The 21,193-nt window shown below is 69.6% G+C and carries 15 protein-coding genes and 2 tRNA genes; 9 read left to right on the plus strand and 8 right to left on the minus strand.

What is annotated here, in order from left to right:
- Positions 1 to 20 precede the first annotated feature (20 nt).
- From PZE19_RS03740 to PZE19_RS03765, 6 genes are all read left to right on the plus strand, one after another.
- Positions 21 to 90: transfer RNA gene (locus PZE19_RS03740), tRNA-Ser, on the plus strand.
- Between the two features lie 35 nt (positions 91 to 125).
- Positions 126 to 200, plus strand: a tRNA-Arg gene (locus PZE19_RS03745).
- A 92-nt stretch (positions 201 to 292) separates the two neighbouring features.
- On the plus strand, positions 293 to 2,056 hold the full coding sequence (locus PZE19_RS03750) for a S26 family signal peptidase (protein ID WP_277859230.1): 1,764 nt from the start codon (positions 293 to 295) through the stop codon (positions 2,054 to 2,056).
- 165 nt (positions 2,057 to 2,221) lie between these two features.
- The gene (locus PZE19_RS03755) at positions 2,222 to 2,866 is read left to right on the plus strand and encodes an RNA polymerase sigma factor (protein WP_277859231.1); all 645 of its coding nucleotides are present in this window, start codon (positions 2,222 to 2,224) and stop codon (positions 2,864 to 2,866) included.
- 4 nt (positions 2,867 to 2,870) lie between these two features.
- Positions 2,871 to 3,842, plus strand: a complete 972-nt coding sequence (locus PZE19_RS03760) for a hypothetical protein (RefSeq protein WP_277859232.1) — start codon at positions 2,871 to 2,873, stop codon at positions 3,840 to 3,842.
- 180 nt (positions 3,843 to 4,022) lie between these two features.
- Entirely contained in the window at positions 4,023 to 5,450 is a 1,428-nt protein-coding gene (locus PZE19_RS03765; protein ID WP_277859233.1) for an arylsulfatase, read from the plus strand.
- A gap of 969 nt (positions 5,451 to 6,419) precedes the next feature.
- On the opposite strand, the gene PZE19_RS03770 is transcribed toward PZE19_RS03765, so the two are convergent.
- The 6 genes from PZE19_RS03770 to lysS all read right to left on the minus strand — a co-directional run bounded on the left by PZE19_RS03770 (position 6,420) and on the right by lysS (position 12,157).
- Positions 6,420 to 6,974, minus strand: a complete 555-nt coding sequence (locus PZE19_RS03770) for an NUDIX hydrolase (RefSeq protein WP_277859234.1) — start codon at positions 6,972 to 6,974, stop codon at positions 6,420 to 6,422.
- A gap of 1 nt (position 6,975) precedes the next feature.
- Positions 6,976 to 7,437, minus strand: coding sequence for a universal stress protein (locus PZE19_RS03775; RefSeq protein WP_277859235.1), 462 nt, complete (start codon positions 7,435 to 7,437; stop codon positions 6,976 to 6,978).
- A complete protein-coding gene (gene ilvE / locus PZE19_RS03780) occupies positions 7,434 to 8,300 on the minus strand; it encodes a branched-chain-amino-acid transaminase (protein WP_277859236.1) in 867 nt (288 codons plus the stop codon). Before ilvE ends, PZE19_RS03775 begins: the two co-directional genes overlap by 4 nt.
- A 65-nt stretch (positions 8,301 to 8,365) precedes the next feature.
- Positions 8,366 to 9,076 (minus strand): ABC transporter ATP-binding protein, encoded by a 711-nt coding sequence (locus tag PZE19_RS03785; protein ID WP_277859237.1) that lies wholly within the window; start codon positions 9,074 to 9,076, stop codon positions 8,366 to 8,368.
- Positions 9,077 to 9,152: 76 nt separating this feature from the next.
- Positions 9,153 to 10,574: an ABC transporter permease gene (locus PZE19_RS03790; protein ID WP_277859238.1), complete on the minus strand. Its 1,422-nt coding sequence runs from the start codon at positions 10,572 to 10,574 to the stop codon at positions 9,153 to 9,155.
- A gap of 56 nt (positions 10,575 to 10,630) precedes the next feature.
- The gene (lysS, locus tag PZE19_RS03795; RefSeq protein WP_277859239.1) at positions 10,631 to 12,157 is read right to left on the minus strand and encodes a lysine--tRNA ligase; all 1,527 of its coding nucleotides are present in this window, start codon (positions 12,155 to 12,157) and stop codon (positions 10,631 to 10,633) included.
- A gap of 251 nt (positions 12,158 to 12,408) precedes the next feature.
- On the opposite strand from lysS, the gene PZE19_RS03800 reads away from it, so the two are divergent.
- The 3 genes from PZE19_RS03800 (at position 12,409) to PZE19_RS03810 (ending at position 18,988) form a co-directional block, all read left to right on the plus strand.
- Positions 12,409 to 15,468, plus strand: coding sequence for a PVC-type heme-binding CxxCH protein (locus PZE19_RS03800; protein WP_277859240.1), 3,060 nt, complete (start codon positions 12,409 to 12,411; stop codon positions 15,466 to 15,468).
- 38 nt (positions 15,469 to 15,506) lie between these two features.
- A complete protein-coding gene (locus PZE19_RS03805; protein WP_277859241.1) occupies positions 15,507 to 17,876 on the plus strand; it encodes a hypothetical protein in 2,370 nt (789 codons plus the stop codon).
- Positions 17,877 to 17,986: 110 nt separating this feature from the next.
- Positions 17,987 to 18,988, plus strand: a complete 1,002-nt coding sequence (locus PZE19_RS03810) for an aldo/keto reductase (RefSeq protein WP_277859242.1) — start codon at positions 17,987 to 17,989, stop codon at positions 18,986 to 18,988.
- Positions 18,989 to 19,012: 24 nt separating this feature from the next.
- Here the strand turns inward: PZE19_RS03810 and PZE19_RS03815 are convergent, their stop codons facing one another.
- Positions 19,013 to 20,470, minus strand: coding sequence for a DUF1501 domain-containing protein (locus PZE19_RS03815; protein ID WP_277859243.1), 1,458 nt, complete (start codon positions 20,468 to 20,470; stop codon positions 19,013 to 19,015).
- Positions 20,471 to 20,481: 11 nt separating this feature from the next.
- Positions 20,482 to 21,153 (minus strand): Uma2 family endonuclease, encoded by a 672-nt coding sequence (locus PZE19_RS03820; RefSeq protein ID WP_277859244.1) that lies wholly within the window; start codon positions 21,151 to 21,153, stop codon positions 20,482 to 20,484.
- Positions 21,154 to 21,193 lie beyond the last annotated feature (40 nt).

The following is a 21,193-nucleotide window of genomic DNA, read 5'->3' on the forward strand; positions in this document are numbered from 1 at the left end:
TAGTGACGAGCATACGATGTCCCTGGTAAATAGGCCAATAGCAGCGACCCTCCGAAGGTCGCGGACCAGGTTCGACTCCTGGCGAGGGCATCGGCGACGCATCGGCCTCGATCGACGAGAAAAACGTCCCCGGAGTGTGACGGAACATCGCACACGACCTTGCGAAGGTCGGAGACCAGGTTCGACTCCTGGCGGGGGCATGGCCTTCATCTCGCATACCCGCGGCCGGCGCGCCCTGGTATCCTTTCGGGGAAGTTACGCAATCTCGATGGGGATCGGGCGAATCACTCCCATGGCGCGAGCAACATCGGCGACCCCCCCGCAGGGGCCGCGATCCCAACACCACCCCGGCGAGGACGCTGCGGCGACCGCCCGGCGCGAGCGGCGGCGGAACCGGCGCGAGTCGATCGAGTCGTTCGTGGTGGTCGTCGTCGGCTTCCTCGTCTGGAGCTTCGAGGCCGAGGGGTTCGTGATCCCCACCGGGTCGATGGCGCCGACCCTGATGGGCCGCCATAAAGAGGTCGTCTGCCCGCAATGCCGGTGGACCTACCGCGTGAACGCCGACTGCGAGGTCGAGGCGTCGGGCGCGGGGGGGCGGACCGGCCTGCGGGTGACCTGGGGCGTCTGCGAGAACTGCCGGTTCCCCACCCGGGTCGACGCCGAGCCCAGCTTCGCCGGCGATCGCATCTATACGCTGAAGACCGACGCGACGATCCCGCTCCTGCCGATGCTCGGCCGCGAGGAGCCGAGGCGCTGGGACGTCACGGTCTTCAAGCTCCCCGAGGATCCCAGCGTCCGCTACATCAAGCGGCTCGTCGGCATGCCCGGGGAGACCCTGCGCATCCATCAGGGCGACCTCTGGCGGGGCGACCTCGACGCCTCGAAGTTCGAGATCCTGCGGCGTCCCCCCGCGCAGTCGCTCCAGGTCAACATCCCGGTCTACGACGACGCCCACCGGGCCTCGCTCCTGGAGTCCGACCCGCGGTGGCGGCGCTGGGCGGCCTCGGCCGCCTGGGAGGAGAGGACGCCCGGGACCTACCGCGTCGCCCCCTCCGAGGGATGGGAGGAGCTGCGCTATCGCCACCTCGTCCCCTCGCCCGAACAGTGGGAATCCCTGGCCGCGGGCCGCGAGCCGGCCACGCCGCCGCGGCCGACGCTGATCACCGATTTCTGCTCCTTCAACACCGACCTCGCCCCCCAGAACCTGCCGCAGGTTCGGTTCGTGACGCGGCCCTGGTTCCAGCCCCACTGGGTCGGCGACCTCGCGTTGACGCTCCGGCTGGAAGTCGCCGAGCCGACCGGCACGGTCCGGATCGACCTGATCGAGGCCGGGGCGGCCAACCGCTGCGAGATCGACCTGGCCACGGGGCAGGCCCGCCTCTTCCACGGCGACGTCGCGCTGGGCGAGGCGGCGACCGACGTGAAGGCGCGGGGGACGTACGAGCTGACCTTCGCCGACGTCGACGACCGGCTGACGCTCTGGGTGGACGGACGACGGCCGTTCGGCGACGGCTCGGCTTACGAGGGGGCCGCGGACGCCCGCCGGACGCCGACCGTCGAGGACCTCGAGCCGGTCCGGATCGCCGCCCGGGGGGCGGCGGTCGCCGTCGCCGGCCTGGTGCTCAGGCGCGACGTCTACTACACCCAGGATCCGGGCGAGCCCGACTCGGACGAGCTTCGCGACTTCCAGGGCCGGCCGCCGGGCGATTTCTTCGACTTCCTGGCCGACCCCGACCGGTATGCAAGACTTCGCTGGCGGGCGGCCCGCGACTACCCGATCGAGGAGGGCCGCTACATGATGCTGGGCGACAACAGCTCGTGGAGCCGGGACGGCCGGGCCTGGTCGCGGAAGGACCAGACGACGGCCCACGCCCCCGATCGGGGCTGGGACGACTCGGGCCGCGAGAGCTGGGAGGTGCCCCGGTCCCTGGTGATCGGCCGCGCCTTCTGCGTCTACTGGCCGCATTTCCAGCCCGTCTGGCCCAGATTCCGGTTCGGCCCCGACCTGATCCTCCCGGCGAGGCCTAACGTCGAGGCCGTCCGCTGGATATACTGACCACGGCGTCCGCCGCGGCGAACCGCCCCCCTCGCGCCCGGGGCGGTGGCGCGACGCCCTCCCGGGCCCTTCCCCGGCGACGACCGGCTTTTTTCGCTTTCCCGCGCCTCCCGGCGGACGTTCCCGGGGGCGGAATCGAACCTTCGGACGCGACGGTGCGTAACCATGGTCAAGGTCATCGGCTCGGATACGGCGGAAGGCCTCGCCCAGCAAACGGACGAGGACCTCATGCGCCGGTACCGCGAGGCCGGTGACGAGAAGGTCTACAACGAACTGGTCCATCGCTACGAACGCGAGCTCTACCGCTACCTGGCGCGCTACACGGGCGACCCGTCGATGGCGGAGGACGTGTTCCAGAACACGTTCCTCCAGATCCACCTGAAGCGTGGGTTGTACGAGGACGGACGCCCGTTTCGACCCTGGCTCTATGCGATCGCCACGCATCAGGCCGTCGACGCGCTGCGGAAGGCCGGCAGGCACCCGACCGTCAGCCTGGACCAGCGCCTGGCCCCCTCCCAGGGGGAGGCCGACGCCGGATCGCTGTTGGACATGCTCGTCAACGACGATACGGGTCCGCTGGCCGACCTCCAGGAGCAGGAACGCCGGGAATGGGTGCGCGAGAGCGTGGAACGCCTGCCCGACGCGCTTCGGCAGACTCTGATCCTCGCGTACCACCAGGATTTGAAGTATCGGGAAATCGCCGATATCCTCAAGATTCCCGTGGGCACCGTGAAATCGCGACTGCACGCCGCCCTCGCCAAGCTCCAGCAGATGGCGAAGGCCGCGAAGCAGGACGGGAAAGAAGATTGACCCCATGAACGCCGACGAACTGCTCGATTTCGCCCTCGGCCAGCTCGAAGACCCGCGACGGCGAGCCCTCGACGAGGCCTCCCGGTCGGATCCGGAAGTCGCGGCCAAGATCCAGCGGGCCCGCCGGGCCGTCGACCTGCTGTGCGACGACGGGCTGCTCGCCGACCCTCCCCCCGGCCTGGCGGGCCGGACGCTCGCGTTCGTCGCCCAGAGCCCCGCCCGGTCGCCCTCGATCCTGGACTACGTCCCGGCCCGCGTCCCTTTTCGCTGGGCCGACTTCGCGGTGGCCGCCAGCATCTTCGTCGCCGGCCTGCTCACCCTGATGCCGGCCGTGCAGCGGTCTCGCGAGCGGATGAACCAGGCGGGCTGCGTCTTCAACCTCCAGCAGATCGGCCAGGCCCTGGGCCAGTACGCGACGATCCACCCGTCGTACCCCTCGCCCCCCAGCGACCGCGCCGGGGCCGACAGCGGCCTGTTCGCGGCCTTCCTGCGGGGCTCCGGGGTGCTGCCGGACGTCTCGGTGCTCGACTGCCCCTACAACGGCCGCTGCGACCTGGAGCACGCCCGGAACCTGACGTCGTTCGAGCAGGCCGACGCGATGAGCAAGAGCGACCCGGCGGCCTACAAGAAGATGGTCTGCTGGGACTACGGCTACAACCCGGGCTACCGCCACGCTTCCGGCCGGCTCGGGCCGATCACGGCCCGGCCCGCCTCGCTTATCGCGGTCGTCGCCGATCAGCCGCCCGACGACGCCTCGCTCGGCGACGTCGACCGCAACAGCCCGAACCACTTCGGGGCCGGCCAGAACGTCCTCTACAGCGACGGCGGCGTCCGCTGGCACCGCTCCCGCCTGGTCGCCCCCGACGATCGCGACGTCTACCTGAATAACGCCCGCAAGATGGAGCCCGGGATCAACGACCGCGACTCCGTCATCCTGCCGCGACACGCCCCCTTCGGCAACTTCCCGGGCCGCTGATCCCTCGGGCCCGGATCTGCCGAGAGTCACATCGACGCGACGCCGCCCTCTCCGGGTTGCCTCGCGTCGGTTCGCTTTCGAAGCCGCCCGACCGCTTGCGACGCTTGAGCCTCTCTCACGCGACTGCTACGGTGAGACCGTCCTTCTCGCTCGAAGCACGACCCCGTGGAGGCTCGGACGTTGATCCCTCGGATTCTCCCCAGCATCGCCTGGGCGGCGGCCGGGCTGGCGGCGATCGCGGGCCTGACGCCGCGTCCGGCCACGGCGGCGCGGCCGAACATCGTGATCGTGATGCCGGACGACGTCGGCTACGGCGACTTCTCGTTCCACGGCAGCCCGATCGTCCGCACGCCGAACATCGACGCCTTCGCCCGCGAGAGCCTCCGCTTCACCGGCTTCCACGTCAGCCCGACCTGCGCCCCGACGCGCGCCGCGCTGCTGACCGGTCGCCACGAGTTCAAGTCGGGCGTGACGCACACGATCGACGAGCGCGAGCGGCTCAGCCTGAAGGCGACGACCTTCGCCCAGGTCCTGAAGGCGAACGGCTATGCGACGGGGATCTTCGGCAAGTGGCACCTCGGCGACCAGGCGGCGTATCAGCCCGAGCGCCGGGGGTTCGACGAGACGTTCGTCCACGGCGCCGGCGGCATCGGCCAGACCTTCCCGGGAAGCTGCGGCGACGTCCCGGGCAACATGTATCTCGACCCGACGATCCGCCACAACGGGGTCTTCGAGAAGACCCGCGGCTTCTGCACGGACGTCTTCTTCAACCAGGCCCTGGGCTGGATCGATGCGAAGCGGAAGGCCGACGCCCCCTTCTTCGCCCTCATCACCCCGAACGCGGCCCACACGCCGCTCCAGTGCCCGGAGGACTACGCGAAGCGGCACGCGGGGCAGGTCTCCGAGGACGCCGCGAAGTTCTACGGCATGATCGAGAACATCGACGACGACTTCGGCCGGGTGACCGCCGCGTTGAAGTCGTGGGGGATCGAAAACGACACGCTCGTCGTCTTCCTGACCGACAACGGCGGGACGATCGGCGTGCCGATCTTCAACGCCGGCATGCGCGGGCAGAAGGTCGGGCCGTACGAGGGGGGCACCCGCGTCCCCTCGTTCTGGCGGTGGCCTGCGGCGATCCAGGGTGGCCGCGACGTCCCCGCCCTGACCGCCCACGTCGACGTCTTCCCGACCCTCGTCGAGATCCTCGGCGTCGCGACGTCGGACGAGGTCCGCCGCCAGGTCGAGGGCCGCAGCCTCGCCCCCTTCTTCCGCGACCAGCCCGTCGCCTGGCCCCGGCGCACGCTCGTCACCCACGTCGGCCGCTGGCCGCGCGGGCAGGTCGAGGCGTACAAGTTCAAGGGCGTCTCGATCCGCGACGATCGCTATTCGCTGGTCGAAAACGCCGAGCTCTTCGACCTCCAGGCCGACCCCGGCCAGAAGACGAACGTGAACGCCGCCCACCCCGACGTCGCCGCACGACTTCGCGGTGAGTACGAAGCCTGGTGGACCTCGATCCTCCCCTGCCTGGAGAACGAGGACGCCGTCGGCCCGAAGATCAACCCTTACAAAGAATGGTACTGGAAGCAATTCGGTGGCGGCCCGTCTTAACGTCCTGCGACCCGTGACACCCGACCGGCGCGGTCGTCCTTCTCCCCTCGGCGGGAGAAGGTGGCCCGAAGGGCCGGATGAGGGGGACCATGACCGTCCCCTTGCGGCCGGTCGCGCTCATGCGTCGAGTTTTCGATATTTCTGCACGACGCTCTCTGTGCGAACGCCTCGACGAGCAATCTCGAGCCAGGGCGATCGGCCTTCTCACTTTCAGGGGCGGCCGGCAATGTCGTAGGGAGCCTTGCCGAACCTCGGACTGCGAGGCCCGAGCACGGTCCGGGCTGCGAAGGAGCCGTGCCGGATGGTGAGCCCCTCATCCGGCCTTCGGCCACCTTCTCTTACGAAGGGGAGAAGGACGATCGCGCCGGCTCGCGAAGGAGGGTTCGACAGGTCCAATGCGATCCGGGGAAAAGGACTCCCCATTTGGCGATCGTGTCCCAAGATAGCGAATAGGGGACATTCTCGCTCAGGGCTGACGATCGACGACGAGGTGGAGTGCGGGGGTATGAAAATGCAAAAAAAATTCGACGAAGGAAGCCACCTTTTTGACGATGCCATAACCTTGTCAAATAAGGATTAGCGTCAAATCTTGCGCAGCGGATTGCTCGCGAACGAAGCCGATTCGAAGCCAGTGCGCGGGAGCTTTCGCCACGAAGGGAGATGGATCAGTCGAGGCGTAAGGGAGGCAGAAGGATCGCCCGGGATCGGAGATCAATCGGTACGTTCATCATCCGAAGGCCTCGAAGTTTGTCGCGCTCCCGACGGACCCGACTCGCCTCCTCCATCACCGCGTCGCAGGAGATGACGCCGGTCGACCAGTGCGGCGACCTCGTGGTTCGGGGGAAAAGCGCCAGCGAGGCTCGCCCCCCCAGCGCGGCCAGGAGCACGAGCAGCATGTAGGACCTCGGCCGCAATCGTCCCATCGCGCGGGCTCCCTTCGACCGAGGAGGCGTAGAGGCGGATTCGCGGTTAGGCCCCGGGCTTCGGGCCGCGGCGGAGCTGGTCGCAGAAGAGGATCGAGAGCATCGACTTGGCGTCGCGGATCCGGCCGTCGTGGACCATGGCGACGGCCTCGGACCAGGGGACGATCTTGGTTTCCAGGCGCTCGTCGGGCTGGTGGTCGGTGGGGCCGGGGGTGAGGTCCTCGCAGAGGTAGAGGAACATCCGCTCGGTCATGACCCCCGGGGTGACGTGCCACCAGCGCAGGAAGGTGATCCGGCCGGCGCGGAAGCCGGTCTCCTCGGCCAGCTCGCGGGGGGCGGTCTGGTCGGGGGTCTCGCCCTCGTCGAGGGTGCCGGCGGGGACTTCCAGCAGGGTCTCGCCGATGGCGTGACGGTAGTTGTAGACGAGGCAGACGTGGTCGGCGTCGACCATGGGGACGAGCGCCACCGCGCCGCGATGGAGGACGACCTCGCGCTCGGCGAGGCCGCCGTCGATCAGGCGGACGGGCTGCACCGCCAGGTCGAGCTTGACCCCGCGGTAGATCACCCGCCGCGGCGGGAGCGGCTCGTCGTCGGCGGGCACGTCAGGACGCCTCGGCCGGGGCGGACCGGATCGTCAGCACGGGGCAGGGGGCCTCGCGGACGATCCGCTCGGCGACCGATCCGAGCAAAGCGTGGCTGAGCCCGGTGCGACCGTGGGTGGCGATGACGACCAGGTCGACCTTCTTCTCGGCCGCGTAGTCGACGATCGCCTCGGCCGGCGTCCCCCAGCGGACCGAGGTCGTCAGGCTCCTCGGCGTCCCCCACTCGGGCTTCACGGCGTCGCCCAGCGTGAGCGCGGCGCGCTTCTCGTCGTCCTCGTAGAACTGGGGGGGCATGACGGGCATCAGGAGCTGGTCCGGGCTCGCGGGGACGAGGTCGGACAGGACGTGGATGACGTGCAGCTCGGCGTCGAACTTCTCCGCCAGGCCGCAGGCGTAGCGGAGCGCCTGCTCGCAGTGCGAGCTGAAGTCCGAAGGCGCGAGGATGCGGCCGATGGCGATCATGCTTCGCCTTCGCGGACCAGGCGGCCGAAGCGCTGGCGCAGCTCGCGGGTGATCGGCCCGGGCTTGCCGGTGCCCAGGGGTCGGCCGTCGCACTCGACGACCGGGATCAGCTCGGCGGCGGTGCCGGTGAGGAAGCATTCGTCGGCCGTGTAGACGTCGTAGCGGTCCATCGTCCGCTCGAAGACCTTGTAGCCGGCCTGCCGCGCCAGGCCGATGACGGCCTCGCGGGTGATGCCTTCGAGGATGCCCGAGTCGACCGACGGCGTGTGGATCTCGCCCTTGCGGACGACGAAGATGTTGTCGCCCGTGCACTCGGCGACCTCGCCCTTGTGGTTGAGCATCAGCGCCTCCAGGCAGCCGGCCAGCGCGCCCTCCATCTTGGCGAGGATGTTGTTCAGGTAGTTCAGCGACTTCACCCGGGGGTTGACCGTGTTCGGGTGGCTGCGGATCGTCGCGGCGGTGACGATCTTCAGGCCGTGCTCGTACAGCTCCTCGGGGTAGAGGCTGATCAGGTCGGTGATGATGATCACCTGGGGGTCGGTGGTCCGGCGGGGATCCAGGCCGAGGCTCCCCGAGCCCCGGGTGACGACGACGCGGATATAGGCGTCGGTCAGCTTGTTGGCGGCGAGGGTGTCGACGATGGCGGCGGCCATCTCCTCGCGCGAGATCGGGATCCGCAGGTGGATCGCCACGGCCGAGGCGTAGAGCCGGTCGACGTGGTCCTTGAGCCGGAAGACCCGGCCCGAGTAGGAACGGATACCCTCGAAGACGCCGTCGCCGTAGAGGAGCCCGTGATCGTAGACGCTGATCTTCGCGTCCGACTTATCGTAGAGCTTGCCGCCGATGTAGACCTTGGGGCTCATCAGGCCCTCCCGGTCCCGCGCCGCGTCGGGGCCGCGACATCCACGCAACATGGTATCGTTCGGGCTCAGACAAGCGCGGGAATCCATTCCTCGATACGCCCTTCCGCAAGCCTCACGACCCGGTCGGCCTGGTTGGCGATCTGTTGATCATGCGTGACCAATATCATAGTCAGCCCGCGTTCCCTATTCAAGTCGCGCAGCAGTTCGAGCACCCCCTGGCCGGTGCCGGCGTCAAGGTTTCCGGTCGGCTCGTCGGCCAGCAGGACCTCGGGGCGGCCGACCAGGGCGCGGGCGATGGCCGCCCGCTGCATCTCGCCTCCGGAGAGTTCCGAGGGGTGGTGGGTGAGCCGGTGGCCCAGGCCGACGCGCTCCAGCATCTCCTCGGCGTCGCGGCGGATCGCCTTGCGCTGCTTGACGTAGGCGAAGAGGCCGGTGCGGATCAGGTGCGGCATCATCACGTTCTCGACCGCCGTCAGCTCCGGCAGCAGGTGGTAGAACTGGAAGATGAAGCCGAAGGTCCGGTTCCGCAGGACGTCGCGCTCGCGGTCGGGGCGGTCGTCGATCCGACGGCCGTCGAGCAGGACCTCGCCGCCGTCGGGCTGGTCGAGCAGGCCCAGGATGTGGAGCATCGTGCTCTTGCCCGACCCGCTGGCGCCGACCGCCGCCACCAGCTCCCCGCGCGACGCCTCGACGTCGACGCCGCGGAGGACGGGGACCTCGATCTTGCCCTTCCAGTAGCTCTTGCAGAGGCCGAAGGCCGCGATATGGGTGGTCATCGTCCGGGGCTTCCGTGGGGGGACGGGTCGGAGGAAGAAAGGGCACGCGCGCCGGCGGGGCTCCGCCCCGCGAGGCTCATTCGAACCGCAGGGCCTTGACCGGGTGCATCTTCGCCGCCCGCCGGGCCGGCCAGATGCTCGCGCCCACCGCGATGAACAGCGCCCCGGCGACGATCGCGACCACCGTGTGGGGCTCGATCAGGGTCGGGATCCGGTCGAAATAGTAGATCGAGTCGTCGAACACCTTGTGCTTCAGGACGACGCTGAGGAGCTTCTCGATCTCGTTGATGTAGCGGACGAAGATCAGGCCGCCGATCATCCCCACGCCGCTCCCCACGGCCCCCAGCATCAGGCCGTAGCCGAGGAAGATGTTGCGGACCCCGGAGGTCGACGCCCCCAGCGCCTTCATGATCCCGATGTCCCGCGTCTTCTCGACGACGATCATCGAGAAGGTCGCCAGGATGCCGAAGCCGGCCACGGCGATGATGAAGAAGAGCAGGATGTTCAGAATGCTCTGCTCGACCGCCACCGCCGCCAGCAGCGGGCCCTGCTTCTGCTCCCAGGTGAAGACCCGGAACTTCATCGGCGCGAGCCTCTCCAGGGCGAGCTGGAGCTTGTCGGCGAGGACGTCGAGGTCGGCCCCCTCGCGGACCTTGATCTGGATGTGGTTCACGGCCCCCTTGCCGTCCGAGTCTCGGATCAGCTTGCGGGCGCGCTGAAGCTCTTCGAGCGGGACGTAGACGTGGGTCGAGTCGTACTCGCTCATCCCGCTCTTGAAGTAGCCGACGACCGTGAAGTCGTCGAGGCCCGCCTCGGGGACCTTCGTGTGCTTGGGGAAGGCCAGCATGGCCTTCGTCCCCATCGGGGCCAGGTACAGGTCGGGCCGGTCGTGGCCCAGGTGATAGGTCGCGAGGGCGTAGCCGATGATCGCGCCGTGGATGGGGACCTGCGCGTCCTGCTGCTGCTCCAGGTACTGGCGGGTCGCGTCCATGAACGGGTCGGGGGCCTCGTCCTTCAGCTCGCGGAGCCGCTGGCCGGCGGGCGACTGGGCCTTCAGCTCGTCGGAGACCTCGAACGAGGGGGGGATGGGCTTGCCGTTCTGGTCGAACAGGTGCTCGGCGAAGTCGCCCGTCTTGGCGCGCTCCTCGGGCCGCACGCCGATGATCTGGACGGGGTGGTTCCGGGAATCCGAGCCGTACTTGAACCGGAGCATCCCGGGCGTCTCCATGGTCGGGGCCATGGCCACGACCTCGTCGCCGCCGACCTCCTTGACCCGGGCCATGACCTCCTCATAGTTGAAGAAGCCCTCGAACGAGTCCGACTCGACGATCAGGTCGGCGAGCACGCCGTGGAGGCGGTCGCGCATCTTGTCGGCGAACCCGGCCATGACCGAGTTGACGACGATCATCGTCGCCACGCCCAGCATCACGCTGATGATGCTCGCCAGCGCGATGTAGCGGGTGCGGAGATACCGCCAGCAGAGCAGATACTTGTACACGAGGCCACTCCTTCCCTGGAACCAGCCTTCACCGTTCTTCGCCCGCGATATGTCGCTTAGATCTCGGATTCGTCCTCGCCGTCGGCCGCGGCGCCGGCCGACGACCGGGACGTCTGCGGGCGCATCAGCGGGAACAGGACGACGTCGCGAATGCTCGACCTGTTCAATAAGAGCATGCAGAGGCGGTCGATGCCGATCCCCAGGCCGCCGGCCGGGGGCATCGCGTTTTTGAGGGCCTGGACGAAGTCGTCGTCCATCTTGGCCATCGAGTCCTCTTCCTTCTGGCCGGCGAGCTGGCTGCGGAAGAGGTCCTCTTGGAGGTACGGGTCGTTCAGCTCGGTGTAGGCGTTGGCCAGCTCGATGCCGTCGACGAACAGCTCGAACCGCTCGGCCAGCCGCGGGTCGGACGCCTTCCGCTTGGTCAGCGGGCAGATCGCCGCCGGGTAGTCGATCACGAAGACCGGGCCCGCGAGCGCGTCCTCGACGGTGGCCTCGAACAGGTCGCTGATGATCACGTCGCGGTCGCGGCCCTTCGTCTCGATCTTCAGGGCCTCGGCGCGGGCCTTGACGGCCTCGAAGTCGTCGGGGTCGACGCCCGCGTGCTCGCGGAGCAGGTCGAGGTAGGCCCGGCGGGGCCAGGGGGGGGTGAAGTCGATCGTCTTCTCGCCCCAGGGCCGCTCGTAGCCGCCGCCGATCGCCCCGATCGAGGCGCAGATGAGGGCCTCGGTCAGGTCCATCATGGCGTGGTAGTCGCCGTAGGCCTGGTAGGCCTCCATCATCGTGAATTCGGGGTTGTGCTTGGGGCTGATCCCCTCGTTGCGATACACCCGGCCGATCTCGAAGACCCGCTCCATGCCGCCGACGAGCAGCCGCTTGAGGTACAGCTCGGGGGCGATCCGCAGGAACAGGTCGATGTCCAGCGTGTTGTGGTGGGTGACGAACGGCCGGGCCGCCGCGCCGCCGGCGACGGCCTGCATCGTGGGCGTTTCGACCTCGACGAACCCGCGCTCCTCCATCACCTTGCGGAAGGTCCGGACGATCGTCGACCGGCCCAGGAAGGTCTGGAGCGACTCGGGGTTGGTGTAGAGGTCGACGTAGCGCCGGCGGTAGCGCACTTCCTGGTCCGTCAGGCCGTGCCACTTCTCGGGGGGCGGCGTCAGGCTCTTGCCCAGGAACGTGAGGGCCGTCGCGAAGACGGTCAGCTCGCCGGTCTTGGTGTAGCCGAGCGCGCCGTCGACGCCGATCAGGTCGCCGAGGTCGAGCAGGTCGACCAGGGCCCAGCCGGCGTCGCCCACCTGCTTCTTGCCGATGAAGACCTGGATCCGCTCGGTCCAGTCGCGGACCTCCAGGAAGACGACCTTCCCCTGGCCGCGCCGGAGCATGATCCGGCCGGCGATCCGGACCGCGGGGCCGGGCTCGGGGGTCTCGCCCTCGACGGGCTTCGGCGGTTCGAGCGCGCGCACCGCGGCGATGGCTCGATGGTCGTCGAACCGGCGGCCCCAGGGGTCGATCCCCAGGTCGGCGATCTTCCTCAGCTTCTCGGCCCGCACCGCTTCCAGGCCGTCCCGCGACTCTTCGGACATCTCGCCGCCTTAACCCTTCGCTTTTTCCGACTTCGGGAAACTTGAGGCAAATTGTAGTGAATGGGCCGAACGGGTCAACGGCAACCGCCGCCCGAAACCCGGACCGCCGGCCGGGACGCGAGGTTCACCGCAGCGGCGATTCGCCCCGGGGGAAGGCGCGCAGCCCCTTGATTTCCGCACGTCTTGCGTCAAGCTAGGGGGCGTCTCCGCCCCAACCCGCCCTGAGAATCCCCCCGCGACGGAGCGTCGTGATGCCGCATACGAGAGTGCTGGGACCCGCGTGCCTGGGCCTGGCGATGGCCGTCCTGGCGACGGGCCGGGTCGGGGGCCAGCAGCCGGCCCCCGTCGAGAACGTCTCGACCTTCGAGCACCGGTCGCCCGCGGACGAGCAGAAGGCCCTCCACGCCCCGCCCGGGTTCGAGGTCCAGCTCGTCGCGGCCGAGCCCGACATCCAGAAGCCCCTCAACCTGGCCTTCGACGACAAGGGTCGGCTCTGGATCACCGACACGGTCGAGTACCCCTACGCCGCCGCCCCGGGCGTCAAGACCCGCGACACGGTCAAGATCCTGTCCGACTTCGGCCCCGACGGCCGGGCCCGCAAGATCGAGACGTTCGCCGACAACCTGAACATCCCGATCGGCCTGCTGCCCCGGCCCTCGGCCCGCGAGGCGCTCGTCCACAGCATCCCCAACATCTACCTGCTCAAGGACGCCGACGGCGACGGCAAGGCCGAGGTGCGCGAGCCGCTCTACGGGATCTTCGGCCATCGCGACACCCACGGCATGACCAACGCCTTCACCTGGGGCTACGACGGCTGGATCTACGCCTGCCACGGCTTCTCGAACGACTCCGAGGTCGCCGGCGGCGACAAGCGGTCGATCAAGATGAACTCGGGCAACACCTACCGGATGCGGCCCGACGGCACCCACGCCGAGTACGTCACCCACGGCCAGGTCAACCCGTTCGGGCTGGCCTTCGACGAGTGGGGCTACCTCTATTCCTCCGACTGCCACAGCAAGCCGCTCTACCAGCTCATCCGGGGCGGCTACTACCCCAGCTTCGGCAAGCCCCACGACGGCCTGAACTACGCCCCCGAGATGGTCACGCACGACCACGGCTCGACGGCCATCTCGGGCATCGCGGTCGCCCTCAGCGGCCTCTTCCCCGAGGCCCATCGCGGCGAGTTGTACGTCGGCAACGTCGTCACCAACCGGATCAACGCCGACAAGATCGAGTGGCACGGGTCGACGCCGAAGGGCGTCGAGCAGCCCGACTTCGTCTGGAGCGAGGACAACTGGTTCCGCCCGGTCGACCTCGAGCTCGGCCCCGACGGGGCCCTCTACGTAGCCGACTTCTACAACCGGATCATCGGCCACTACGAGGTCCCCCTGACCCACCCCGGTCGCGACCGCACCAGCGGCCGGATCTGGCGGATCGTCTACAAGGGCGACGCCGCCAAGCCGGTCCCCGCGCCCGACACCGTCGACCGCACCAAGGCGGCGGTCGACGCCCTGGTCGCCGACCTGGCCAGCCCCACGCTCCCGGTTCGCGTCTCGGCGTCGAACCAGCTCGTGGAGCGGGGCGGCGACGAGGCCGCGTCCAAGTTGATCGCCCTCCTCGGCCAGGAGTCGAGGCCCGCGCCCCAGGCGGTGCACGCGCTCTGGGTGCTGGAACGCCTGGGCAAGCTCGACGACGACCTCCTGCTGCGGGTCGCGCGTGGCGCTGGCGAGCCGACGCTGCGGGTCCACGGCCTCCGGATCCTGATCGACCGCCCGCAGCTTTCGGAGGCCGCCCGGGCCTTCGCCCTGGCCTCGATCGGCGACGAGAGCGCCCACGTCCGTCGGGCCGCCGCCGAGGTCCTCGGCGCGCACGCCGACGCGGCCTTCGTCCGCCCCTTGCTTAAGCTGAAGCGGTCGACGGCGGCCGACGACACGCACCTGGTCCACGTCGCCCGGATCGCCCTCCGCGACCAGCTGAAGGACGCGGCCGTCTGGGCCCGGATCGCCGCGCTGCCGCTCGACGACCAGGACCGGGCCGACCTGGCCGACGTCGCGGTCGCCGTCCCGGCCGCCGCGCCCGCCGCCTTCCTGCTCTCGCACGTCCAGAATTTCAAGGAAAGCGCCGAGAACGTCGCCCGCTACATCCACCACGTCGCGCGTTACGGCGACCCGGGCCTCGTCCCGGAGCTTTCCGCGCTGGTGGCGGCCGAGACCGCTCCCCGGGGCCGGATCGGCCTGATCAAGGAGATCCACGAAGGGATGCAGGAGCGGGGGACGGCCCCCCCGCCCGAGCTTCGCCGCGCCGCGCTCGACCTGATCGCCGGCTTCCTCGCCTCGAAGGACCTCGACGACCTGAAGAAGGGGATCGAGGCCGTCGGTGAGTTCCAGCTCAAGGAGTCCATCCCCGGCCTGGAGGGCGTCTTCGCCCGCAACGACATCCCCGAGGGCTGGCGGTCCGAGGCGCTCGCGGCGATCGCCCGGCTCGACATGCCGCTCGGCCTGGCCCGCCTGAAATCGGCGCTCGACGACGGACGGCTGCCGCTGCCGCTCCGCGAGGCCGCCGCCGTCACCCTGGCGAACATCGAGAAGCCCGAGGCTCGCGAGGCCGTGCTGACCTCGCTGGCCACCGCGCCCGAGAAGCTCCAGTCGACGGCCGCCGCGGCGCTCGTCCGTCGCAAGGACGGGGCCGAGGCGCTGCTCGCCGCCGTCGCCGCCGGCAAGGCCTCGGCGCGCCTGCTCCAGCAACGTCCGATCGTCATCGGCCTGGAGAACGCCGAGGTCCCCAACGTCGCCGCGCGGATCTCCACGCTGCTGGCCGGGCTGCCGCCCGCCGACGAGCAGCTCCGCGGCCTGCTCGACCATCGCCGCGAGGCTTTCCAGAAGGCCGCGGGCAACGCCGGGGCCGGGGCGAAGGCCTTCGAGACCCGCTGCGGCGTCTGCCACCAGATGGAAGGCAAGGGCGCCCGGGTCGGCCCTCAGCTCGACGGCGTCGGCGGCCGGGGCCTCGACCGGCTCCTCGAAGACGTGCTGGACCCCAACCGGAACGTCGACCAGATGTTCCGGACGACCACCCTGGCCCTGGCCGACGGCCGCGTGGTCTCGGGACTGCTCCTCCGCGAGGAGGGCCGCGTGCTCGTCATGGCCGACGCCCAGGGCCGCGAGGTCCGCGTGCCCCTGGACGACGTCGAGGAGCGCAAGGTCGTCCAGCTCTCCCCGATGCCGGCCGACATGGCGCTGCAGATCCCCGAGCCCGAGTTCAACGACCTGCTGACCTACCTGCTCAGTCGCACCGAGGTCAAGCCGGCGAAATGACGTGATCCGGGATACCCCGGACCAGGAGGCGGACGCTGATGAGACGCGTGCGATCGTGGCGGCTCCTCCTGGTTCTCCTGGTCGCGGCGGGGGCGGCGCCGGCCCGCGGCGATTCGTCGGCCGACGCCTTCAACGCGCGGCTCGACGCCCTGCCGATCGTCGACGAGATCGACCCGGCGGCGGTCGCGCCGGTGCACCAGTTCCCGGCCGACGTCAGCCGCGTCGCCCCGATCCTCGGCAGGCCCGCGCGGCTGCTGGGGATGGGCGACGCGCCCCGGGTGGCCGCCTGGGTGATCGGCAAGGGGAAGGGCCTGAAGCCCGGCGCGGCGTACCTTCTGGAAGTCGAGTATCCCGACGACGTCCCCCGCGCGATCTTCCTCGCCAACCGGGGCGCGGACCTCGTGAGGGGCTTCGCCACCGGGACCGCGACCGGCGACGCGCGCCAGCAGTACGTCCAGCCGTCGCTCGAATCGCTCGCCTATCCCCAGACGGGCCGCTGGCAGGTCCACCGGACCCTCTTCTTCCTCCACGACCGCTTCCAGGGCCTCTACGCCCAGCGCGATTCGAAGCCGGGAGGTCGGCCGTTCGGCCCCGACGACGGCTTCCACGTCCTCGTCTTCCAGACGAAACGGCTGAACGACCCTCGCTCGGAAGGGGCGGCGATCGGCAAGATCCGGCTGCGGTCGGTTCCGGACGTCGCGGCGCTCTACGCCGACGTGGAATTCCCGCCCGAGGGGCTGCCGCGTCGTCGCGTCTTCTTTCGCGAGGAGATGGCCGACGAGGCCGTCTCGGCGCGCGAGGCCGTCGACCGCGGCGTCGCCGACCCGCTCGACTGGCTGATGTTCAAGGCGCGGACGAGCCGCGTGCTCGGCATCAACACCTTCGCCAAGGACCTGATGGAGTTCGGCTTCAACCAGGGCTGGGACAGCGGCGACCCGAACTGGTGCAACAACGCCCAGCCGCCCCTGTTCGACGTCTGGAGCCGCCTCGTCCCTCGGATCGCCGCCGAGGGCCTCGACCTGCTCCCCTACTACGAGTACAAGGGCGCGATCGGCCTCGATTCCGCCAGGCCCCAGAGCCTGGGCTGGCAGCGACGGGCCGAGAAGCTCTATCACGGCCTGCCCAACAACCAGTACACGCCCGTCTGGTGGACCGAGGCGCACAACGCCGACCTGACCGACCCCGACACGCTGGCCGACGCGAAGCGGGTGCTCGACCGCACGGTCCTCGCCCACAAGGGCCGGGCCCAATTCGCCGGGGCCTGGTTCCGGGTCCGCGACAACCACCTTCCCGTCAGCTTCGCCGACGCCGCGATCGCCCGCTTCCGGGCGACGTTCCCTGACGACCCGGCGGCGCAGGCGGCCTCGCGTCCGGCCCTGATCGCGTCGTACGAGGGAGACCGGAAGCTCTACGACCGCTACATCGCCTGGTGGCTCACGCGCCGGGCCGCGTTCCTGGAAGACCTCGCCGGACACCTGGCGAAAGGTCTCGGCGACCCCTCGGTCGCGGTCCTGTTCACGCCCTGGACGAGCGAGCAGATCCCGATGCTCCGCGACCCGGGCTCGGGCGAGCACGGCCATCCCGTCCAGATCACGACCGACGACCCGGCCTGGTGGGACGCCTTCGCCCGCACCCAGCCCGACTCGGGCTGGTTCCGCTGGGCCCTCGCGCCGACGGCCTACAAGGACGTCGTCGCCCGGGACGCTTATGCGTCGAGCCTGACGTTCCGCGAGCGCATCGAGGCCCCCCAGCGCAACGAGGGCTTCCACTCGGCGCCAGTCGCCGACCCCGAATCCTACAACGATAGCAAGCGGATCATGCTCACCTACCCGATGGGCCGACTGTTAACCGTCGAGTCGGCGGCCCTGATGGAGTCGTACCGGACCGGGGCCGGGCTGACCGCGATCCACCATTACACGCTCAACGAGGACGACCACGACCGTGCCAAGGGGGCGTCGTCGCTCCCCTTCGACGGCCAGGTCGGGTACGCCTCGGTCGACGTCGACCGCGCGGGGCCGTACGTCCGACTGCTGGAGGCGAGGGCCGTCGCCAAGGCCGACCCCACGAACCTCGGCATGCTCTGCGCGTCGAGCTTCTCCACCGGCTTCCCGGCCCAGGTCCGCCGCTTCAACCTGGCGTTTCTGGCCGTCCCGGCGTTGCCCTCGACGATCGTCCCCGGCGCGGCCGGCGACGCCGAGGTCGTGGTTCGCGCGGTCCCCACCGGCGGGGGCGACGTGTACTACCTCGTCGTGAACCCCTCGATGCGCCCCAAGACGGGCGTGGCCGTCGCGTTCCCGGCTCGGGGGAAGCTGCGGGACCTGGTCGAGCGTAGGGACCTCGAAGGCTCGGCCGTCCGGCTCGACCTGGACCCGGGCGAACTCCGGAGCTATCGCGTACAATCGCGGTGACGGCCGGTCGAGCCGAGCCCGCGGTGCGCGATTTGCACGGATCGATCGATGATGCTGCGTCCACCCCGAGGGACGGCCCGGATTCCACGAACGCCCAAGGAGACTGCGCGATGACCTCCCACAATCCCAACCGTCGAGACGTCCTCCAGGCCGGAGCCGCCGGGCTCGCGGCGATGTCGCTCGGCGGGCTGGCCGGGGCCCAGGACGTGAACCAGCAGGGCGTGCCGCTGCGTCCCCTCGGCAAGACCGGCGTGAAGGTCTCGCTGCTGGGGCTGGGCGGCCACCACTCCACCCGCGCGCAGGACGAGAAGGACTCGCTCCGCCTGATCCAGCGGGCCGTCGACGAGGGCGTGACCTTCCTCGACAACGCCTGGGACTACCACGACGGCGGCGCCGAGGAGCGGATGGGCAAGGCGCTTGAAGAGGGTAAGATCCGCGACAAGGTCTTCCTCATGACCAAGGTCTGCGGGCGCACCGCCAAGGAAGCCCAGTCGAACCTCGACGACAGCCTCCGGCGGCTGCGGACCGACCACCTCGACCTCTGGCAGTTCCACGAGATGAACTACGAGAAGGACCCCGACCGGGTCTTCGCCGCCGAGGGGGCCATCGAGGTCGCCCTCAAGGCCAAGGAGCAGGGGAAGATCCGCTTCATCGGCTTCACCGGCCACCGCGACCCCCTGGTCCACCTCAAGATGCTGGGCAAGCCCTACGACTGGGCGACGGTGCAGATGCCGCTCAACGTCCTCGACGGCACGTTCCGCAGCTTCCAGAAGCAGGTGCTCCCCGTCCTCGTCGAGCGCGGCATCGGCGCGATCGCCATGAAGACCCTCGGCGGCAACGGCGGGATCGTCAGCAGCGTGAAGGTCCCGGTCGACCAGGCCCTCCGCTACGTCTTCTCGCTGCCGATCGCGACGCTCGTCTCGGGCATGGAGTCGGAAGCGGTCCTGGAGCAGAACCTCAAGATCGTGCGCGCCTTCAAGCCGATGGCCCAGGATGAGCTGGCCGCGCTCGAAGAGAAGTACAAGGCCGCCGCGGGCGACGGTCGGTACGAGGGCTTCAAGACCACCAAGAACTACGACGGCCCGGTCCACCGCAAGCAGCAACTGAGCTGAGCCGCCGAGCGTCGCGGCCGGGTTTCAGGCGATGAGATTCGTCAGGACCCGGCCGCCGACGTCGGTCAGGCGTTCGTCGCGGCCGCTGTGCAGGTACGTCAGCTTGCGATGGTCGATCCCCATCAGGTGGAGGATCGTCGCGTGGATGTCGTTGACGTGGGCGCGGTCGGCGATCTGATTCAGGCCGATCTCGTCGGTCTGGCCCAGGATCGTCCCGCCCTTCACGCCGCCGCCGGCCATCCACATGGTGAAGCCGGTGGCGTTGTGGTCGCGGCCCCTCCCGCCCGCCTGGCGGACCGGGGTGCGGCCGAATTCCCCTCCCCAGACGACCAGGGTCTCGTCGAGCAGGCCCCGGCGTTTGAGGTCGGTGAGGAGCGCGGAGACCGGCTTGTCGGTCATGCCGCACATCTTCTCGTGGTTGGCGTCGATGTCGTCGTGGGCGTCCCACTGCATCGCGACGGGGCCGCCGCCCGAGTAGAGCTGGACGAACCGCACCCCGCGCTCGACGAGCCGGCGCGCCAGCAGGCAGCGGGCCCCGAACTCGGCGGTCCGGTCGTCGTCGAGCCCGTACATCGCCTTCGTCCGCTCCGACTCGTTGGAGACGTCCACCGCCTCGGGCGCGGCGCTCTGCATCCGGTACGCCAGCTCGTACGAGGCGATCCGGGCCGAAAGCTCGGTGTCGGCGGGATCGAGGTCGCGCTCGTTCATCCCTTTCAACAGGTCGAGCACGCGACGCTGACGGGCCGGGTCGAAGCCGCCCGTGGGCTTGAGGTTGACGATCGGCGCGGGGCCCGAGCGGAAGAGGGTCCCCTGGTGATGGGCCGGCAGGAAGCCCGACCCCCAGCAGGGCGCACCGCCTTCGGGCGTCCCCTCGGGCTGGGTCATGACGACGTAGGACGGCAGGTCGTCGCTCTCGGAGCCGAGCCCGTAGGTGACCCAGCTCCCCAGGCTCGGGAACCCCATCAGCACGCGGCCGGTCATCATCTGGTACATCGCCGGCGCGTGGATCACGCTGTCGGCCACGCACGAACGGACCAGGGCGATGTCGTCGGCGTGCTCGTGCATGTGCGGCACGAGGTCGGACATGTCCATCCCCGACTCGCCGTAGCGCCCCCACTTGCGATGCGAGGCCAGGCAGAGCGGGTCGTTCTCCAGGAACTGGCTGTGGATCTTGCCGAAGCTCGGCGGCAGCGGCCGGCCGTCCAGCTTCGCCAGCAACGGCTTGGGGTCGTACAGGTCCATCTGGCTGGGCCCGCCGGTCATGAACAGGAAGATGCAGCGCTTGGCCTTCGCCGGGTGATGCCCCGCCTTCGCCGCCAGCGGATTCGCCGCCTCGCCGGCCTTCACGGACCGCTCCAGCAGCGACGCCAGCGCCAGCAGCCCGAAGCCGTTCCCCGTCCGCTTCAGCCAGTCGCGGCGGTTGAGCGGGTCGACCGGCGGCGTCGCGCAGGGGCCGGGACAATGGTTCGCACGATGCGGCATGGATGACCACCTCAGGGAGTCGGAGGGACGCCTTCGATCTCGTCGAGCTCGCCGAACAACTCCGCGAGCGAAAGGCGAAAGCCCGGCAGGATCTCTTGAAGCTCAATCACGTCGCCTTCGCCGTACTTCCGAGGCTCGTCGATTCCTCGGTCGTAGATCGCGATGGTCCGTTCGTGGGTGGAGACCATCCATACGGAAGAGGTCCCCGCGTCGAAGTAAGCCTGGCGTTTGCGATCCATCTCCGCACGGGTGTTGCTCGCGCTCAAGACCTCGACCGCCAGGTCGGGGACGACTTCGGCGACCGCGCGCCTCGACACGCGCCCGCCCGGGCACCGCTCCCAGCTGACGAAGGCGACGTCGGGGATCAGGATCAGGCCGGGGGCGATCAGGTAGGGACCGTCCGCGACGGACGCGACGCCGAGCTTCCGGGCCCTGACGAACCCGCGGATCATGGCATAAATCGCGCCGGCGATCAGAGACTCGACGTAGCCCATCCCTTTCTCCACCAACACCCCGTCGACCAGCTCGCACAGGGCGCGTTTCTTCTCGTGGAGGGCGATCGCGTCGGCCTCCGTGGCCGAGCCGGGGGTTGGCTTCATCCGGATGCGCGACGGCGGGACGCCGCCGACCTGGTCGATGACGTCCTGCACCGTCTGGAACTCGGTTTCCAACTCGACGGACATGGGACCGGTACCTCTCGGCGGGATTTCCGACGGCGACGCG

It is taken from the genome of Paludisphaera mucosa (genome assembly GCF_029589435.1).
Taxonomy (GTDB): Bacteria; Planctomycetota; Planctomycetia; order Isosphaerales; family Isosphaeraceae; genus Paludisphaera; species Paludisphaera mucosa.

What these genes read in the sequence shown, in the direction of transcription:
- PZE19_RS03750 (WP_277859230.1), top strand. Translation starts at nt 293, where the DNA reads ATGGCGCGAGCAACATCGGCGACCCCCCCGCAGGGGCCGCGATCCCAA.
- PZE19_RS03755 (WP_277859231.1), top strand. Translation starts at nt 2,222, where the DNA reads ATGGTCAAGGTCATCGGCTCGGATACGGCGGAAGGCCTCGCCCAGCAA.
- PZE19_RS03760 (WP_277859232.1), top strand. Translation starts at nt 2,871, where the DNA reads ATGAACGCCGACGAACTGCTCGATTTCGCCCTCGGCCAGCTCGAAGAC.
- PZE19_RS03775 (WP_277859235.1), bottom strand. Translation starts at nt 7,437, where the DNA reads ATGATCGCCATCGGCCGCATCCTCGCGCCTTCGGACTTCAGCTCGCAC.
- ilvE (WP_277859236.1), bottom strand. Translation starts at nt 8,300, where the DNA reads ATGAGCCCCAAGGTCTACATCGGCGGCAAGCTCTACGATAAGTCGGAC.
- PZE19_RS03785 (WP_277859237.1), bottom strand. Translation starts at nt 9,076, where the DNA reads ATGACCACCCATATCGCGGCCTTCGGCCTCTGCAAGAGCTACTGGAAG.
- lysS (WP_277859239.1), bottom strand. Translation starts at nt 12,157, where the DNA reads ATGTCCGAAGAGTCGCGGGACGGCCTGGAAGCGGTGCGGGCCGAGAAG.
- PZE19_RS03800 (WP_277859240.1), top strand. Translation starts at nt 12,409, where the DNA reads ATGCCGCATACGAGAGTGCTGGGACCCGCGTGCCTGGGCCTGGCGATG.
- PZE19_RS03805 (WP_277859241.1), top strand. Translation starts at nt 15,507, where the DNA reads ATGAGACGCGTGCGATCGTGGCGGCTCCTCCTGGTTCTCCTGGTCGCG.
- PZE19_RS03810 (WP_277859242.1), top strand. Translation starts at nt 17,987, where the DNA reads ATGACCTCCCACAATCCCAACCGTCGAGACGTCCTCCAGGCCGGAGCC.
- PZE19_RS03815 (WP_277859243.1), bottom strand. Translation starts at nt 20,470, where the DNA reads ATGCCGCATCGTGCGAACCATTGTCCCGGCCCCTGCGCGACGCCGCCG.
- PZE19_RS03820 (WP_277859244.1), bottom strand. Translation starts at nt 21,153, where the DNA reads ATGTCCGTCGAGTTGGAAACCGAGTTCCAGACGGTGCAGGACGTCATC.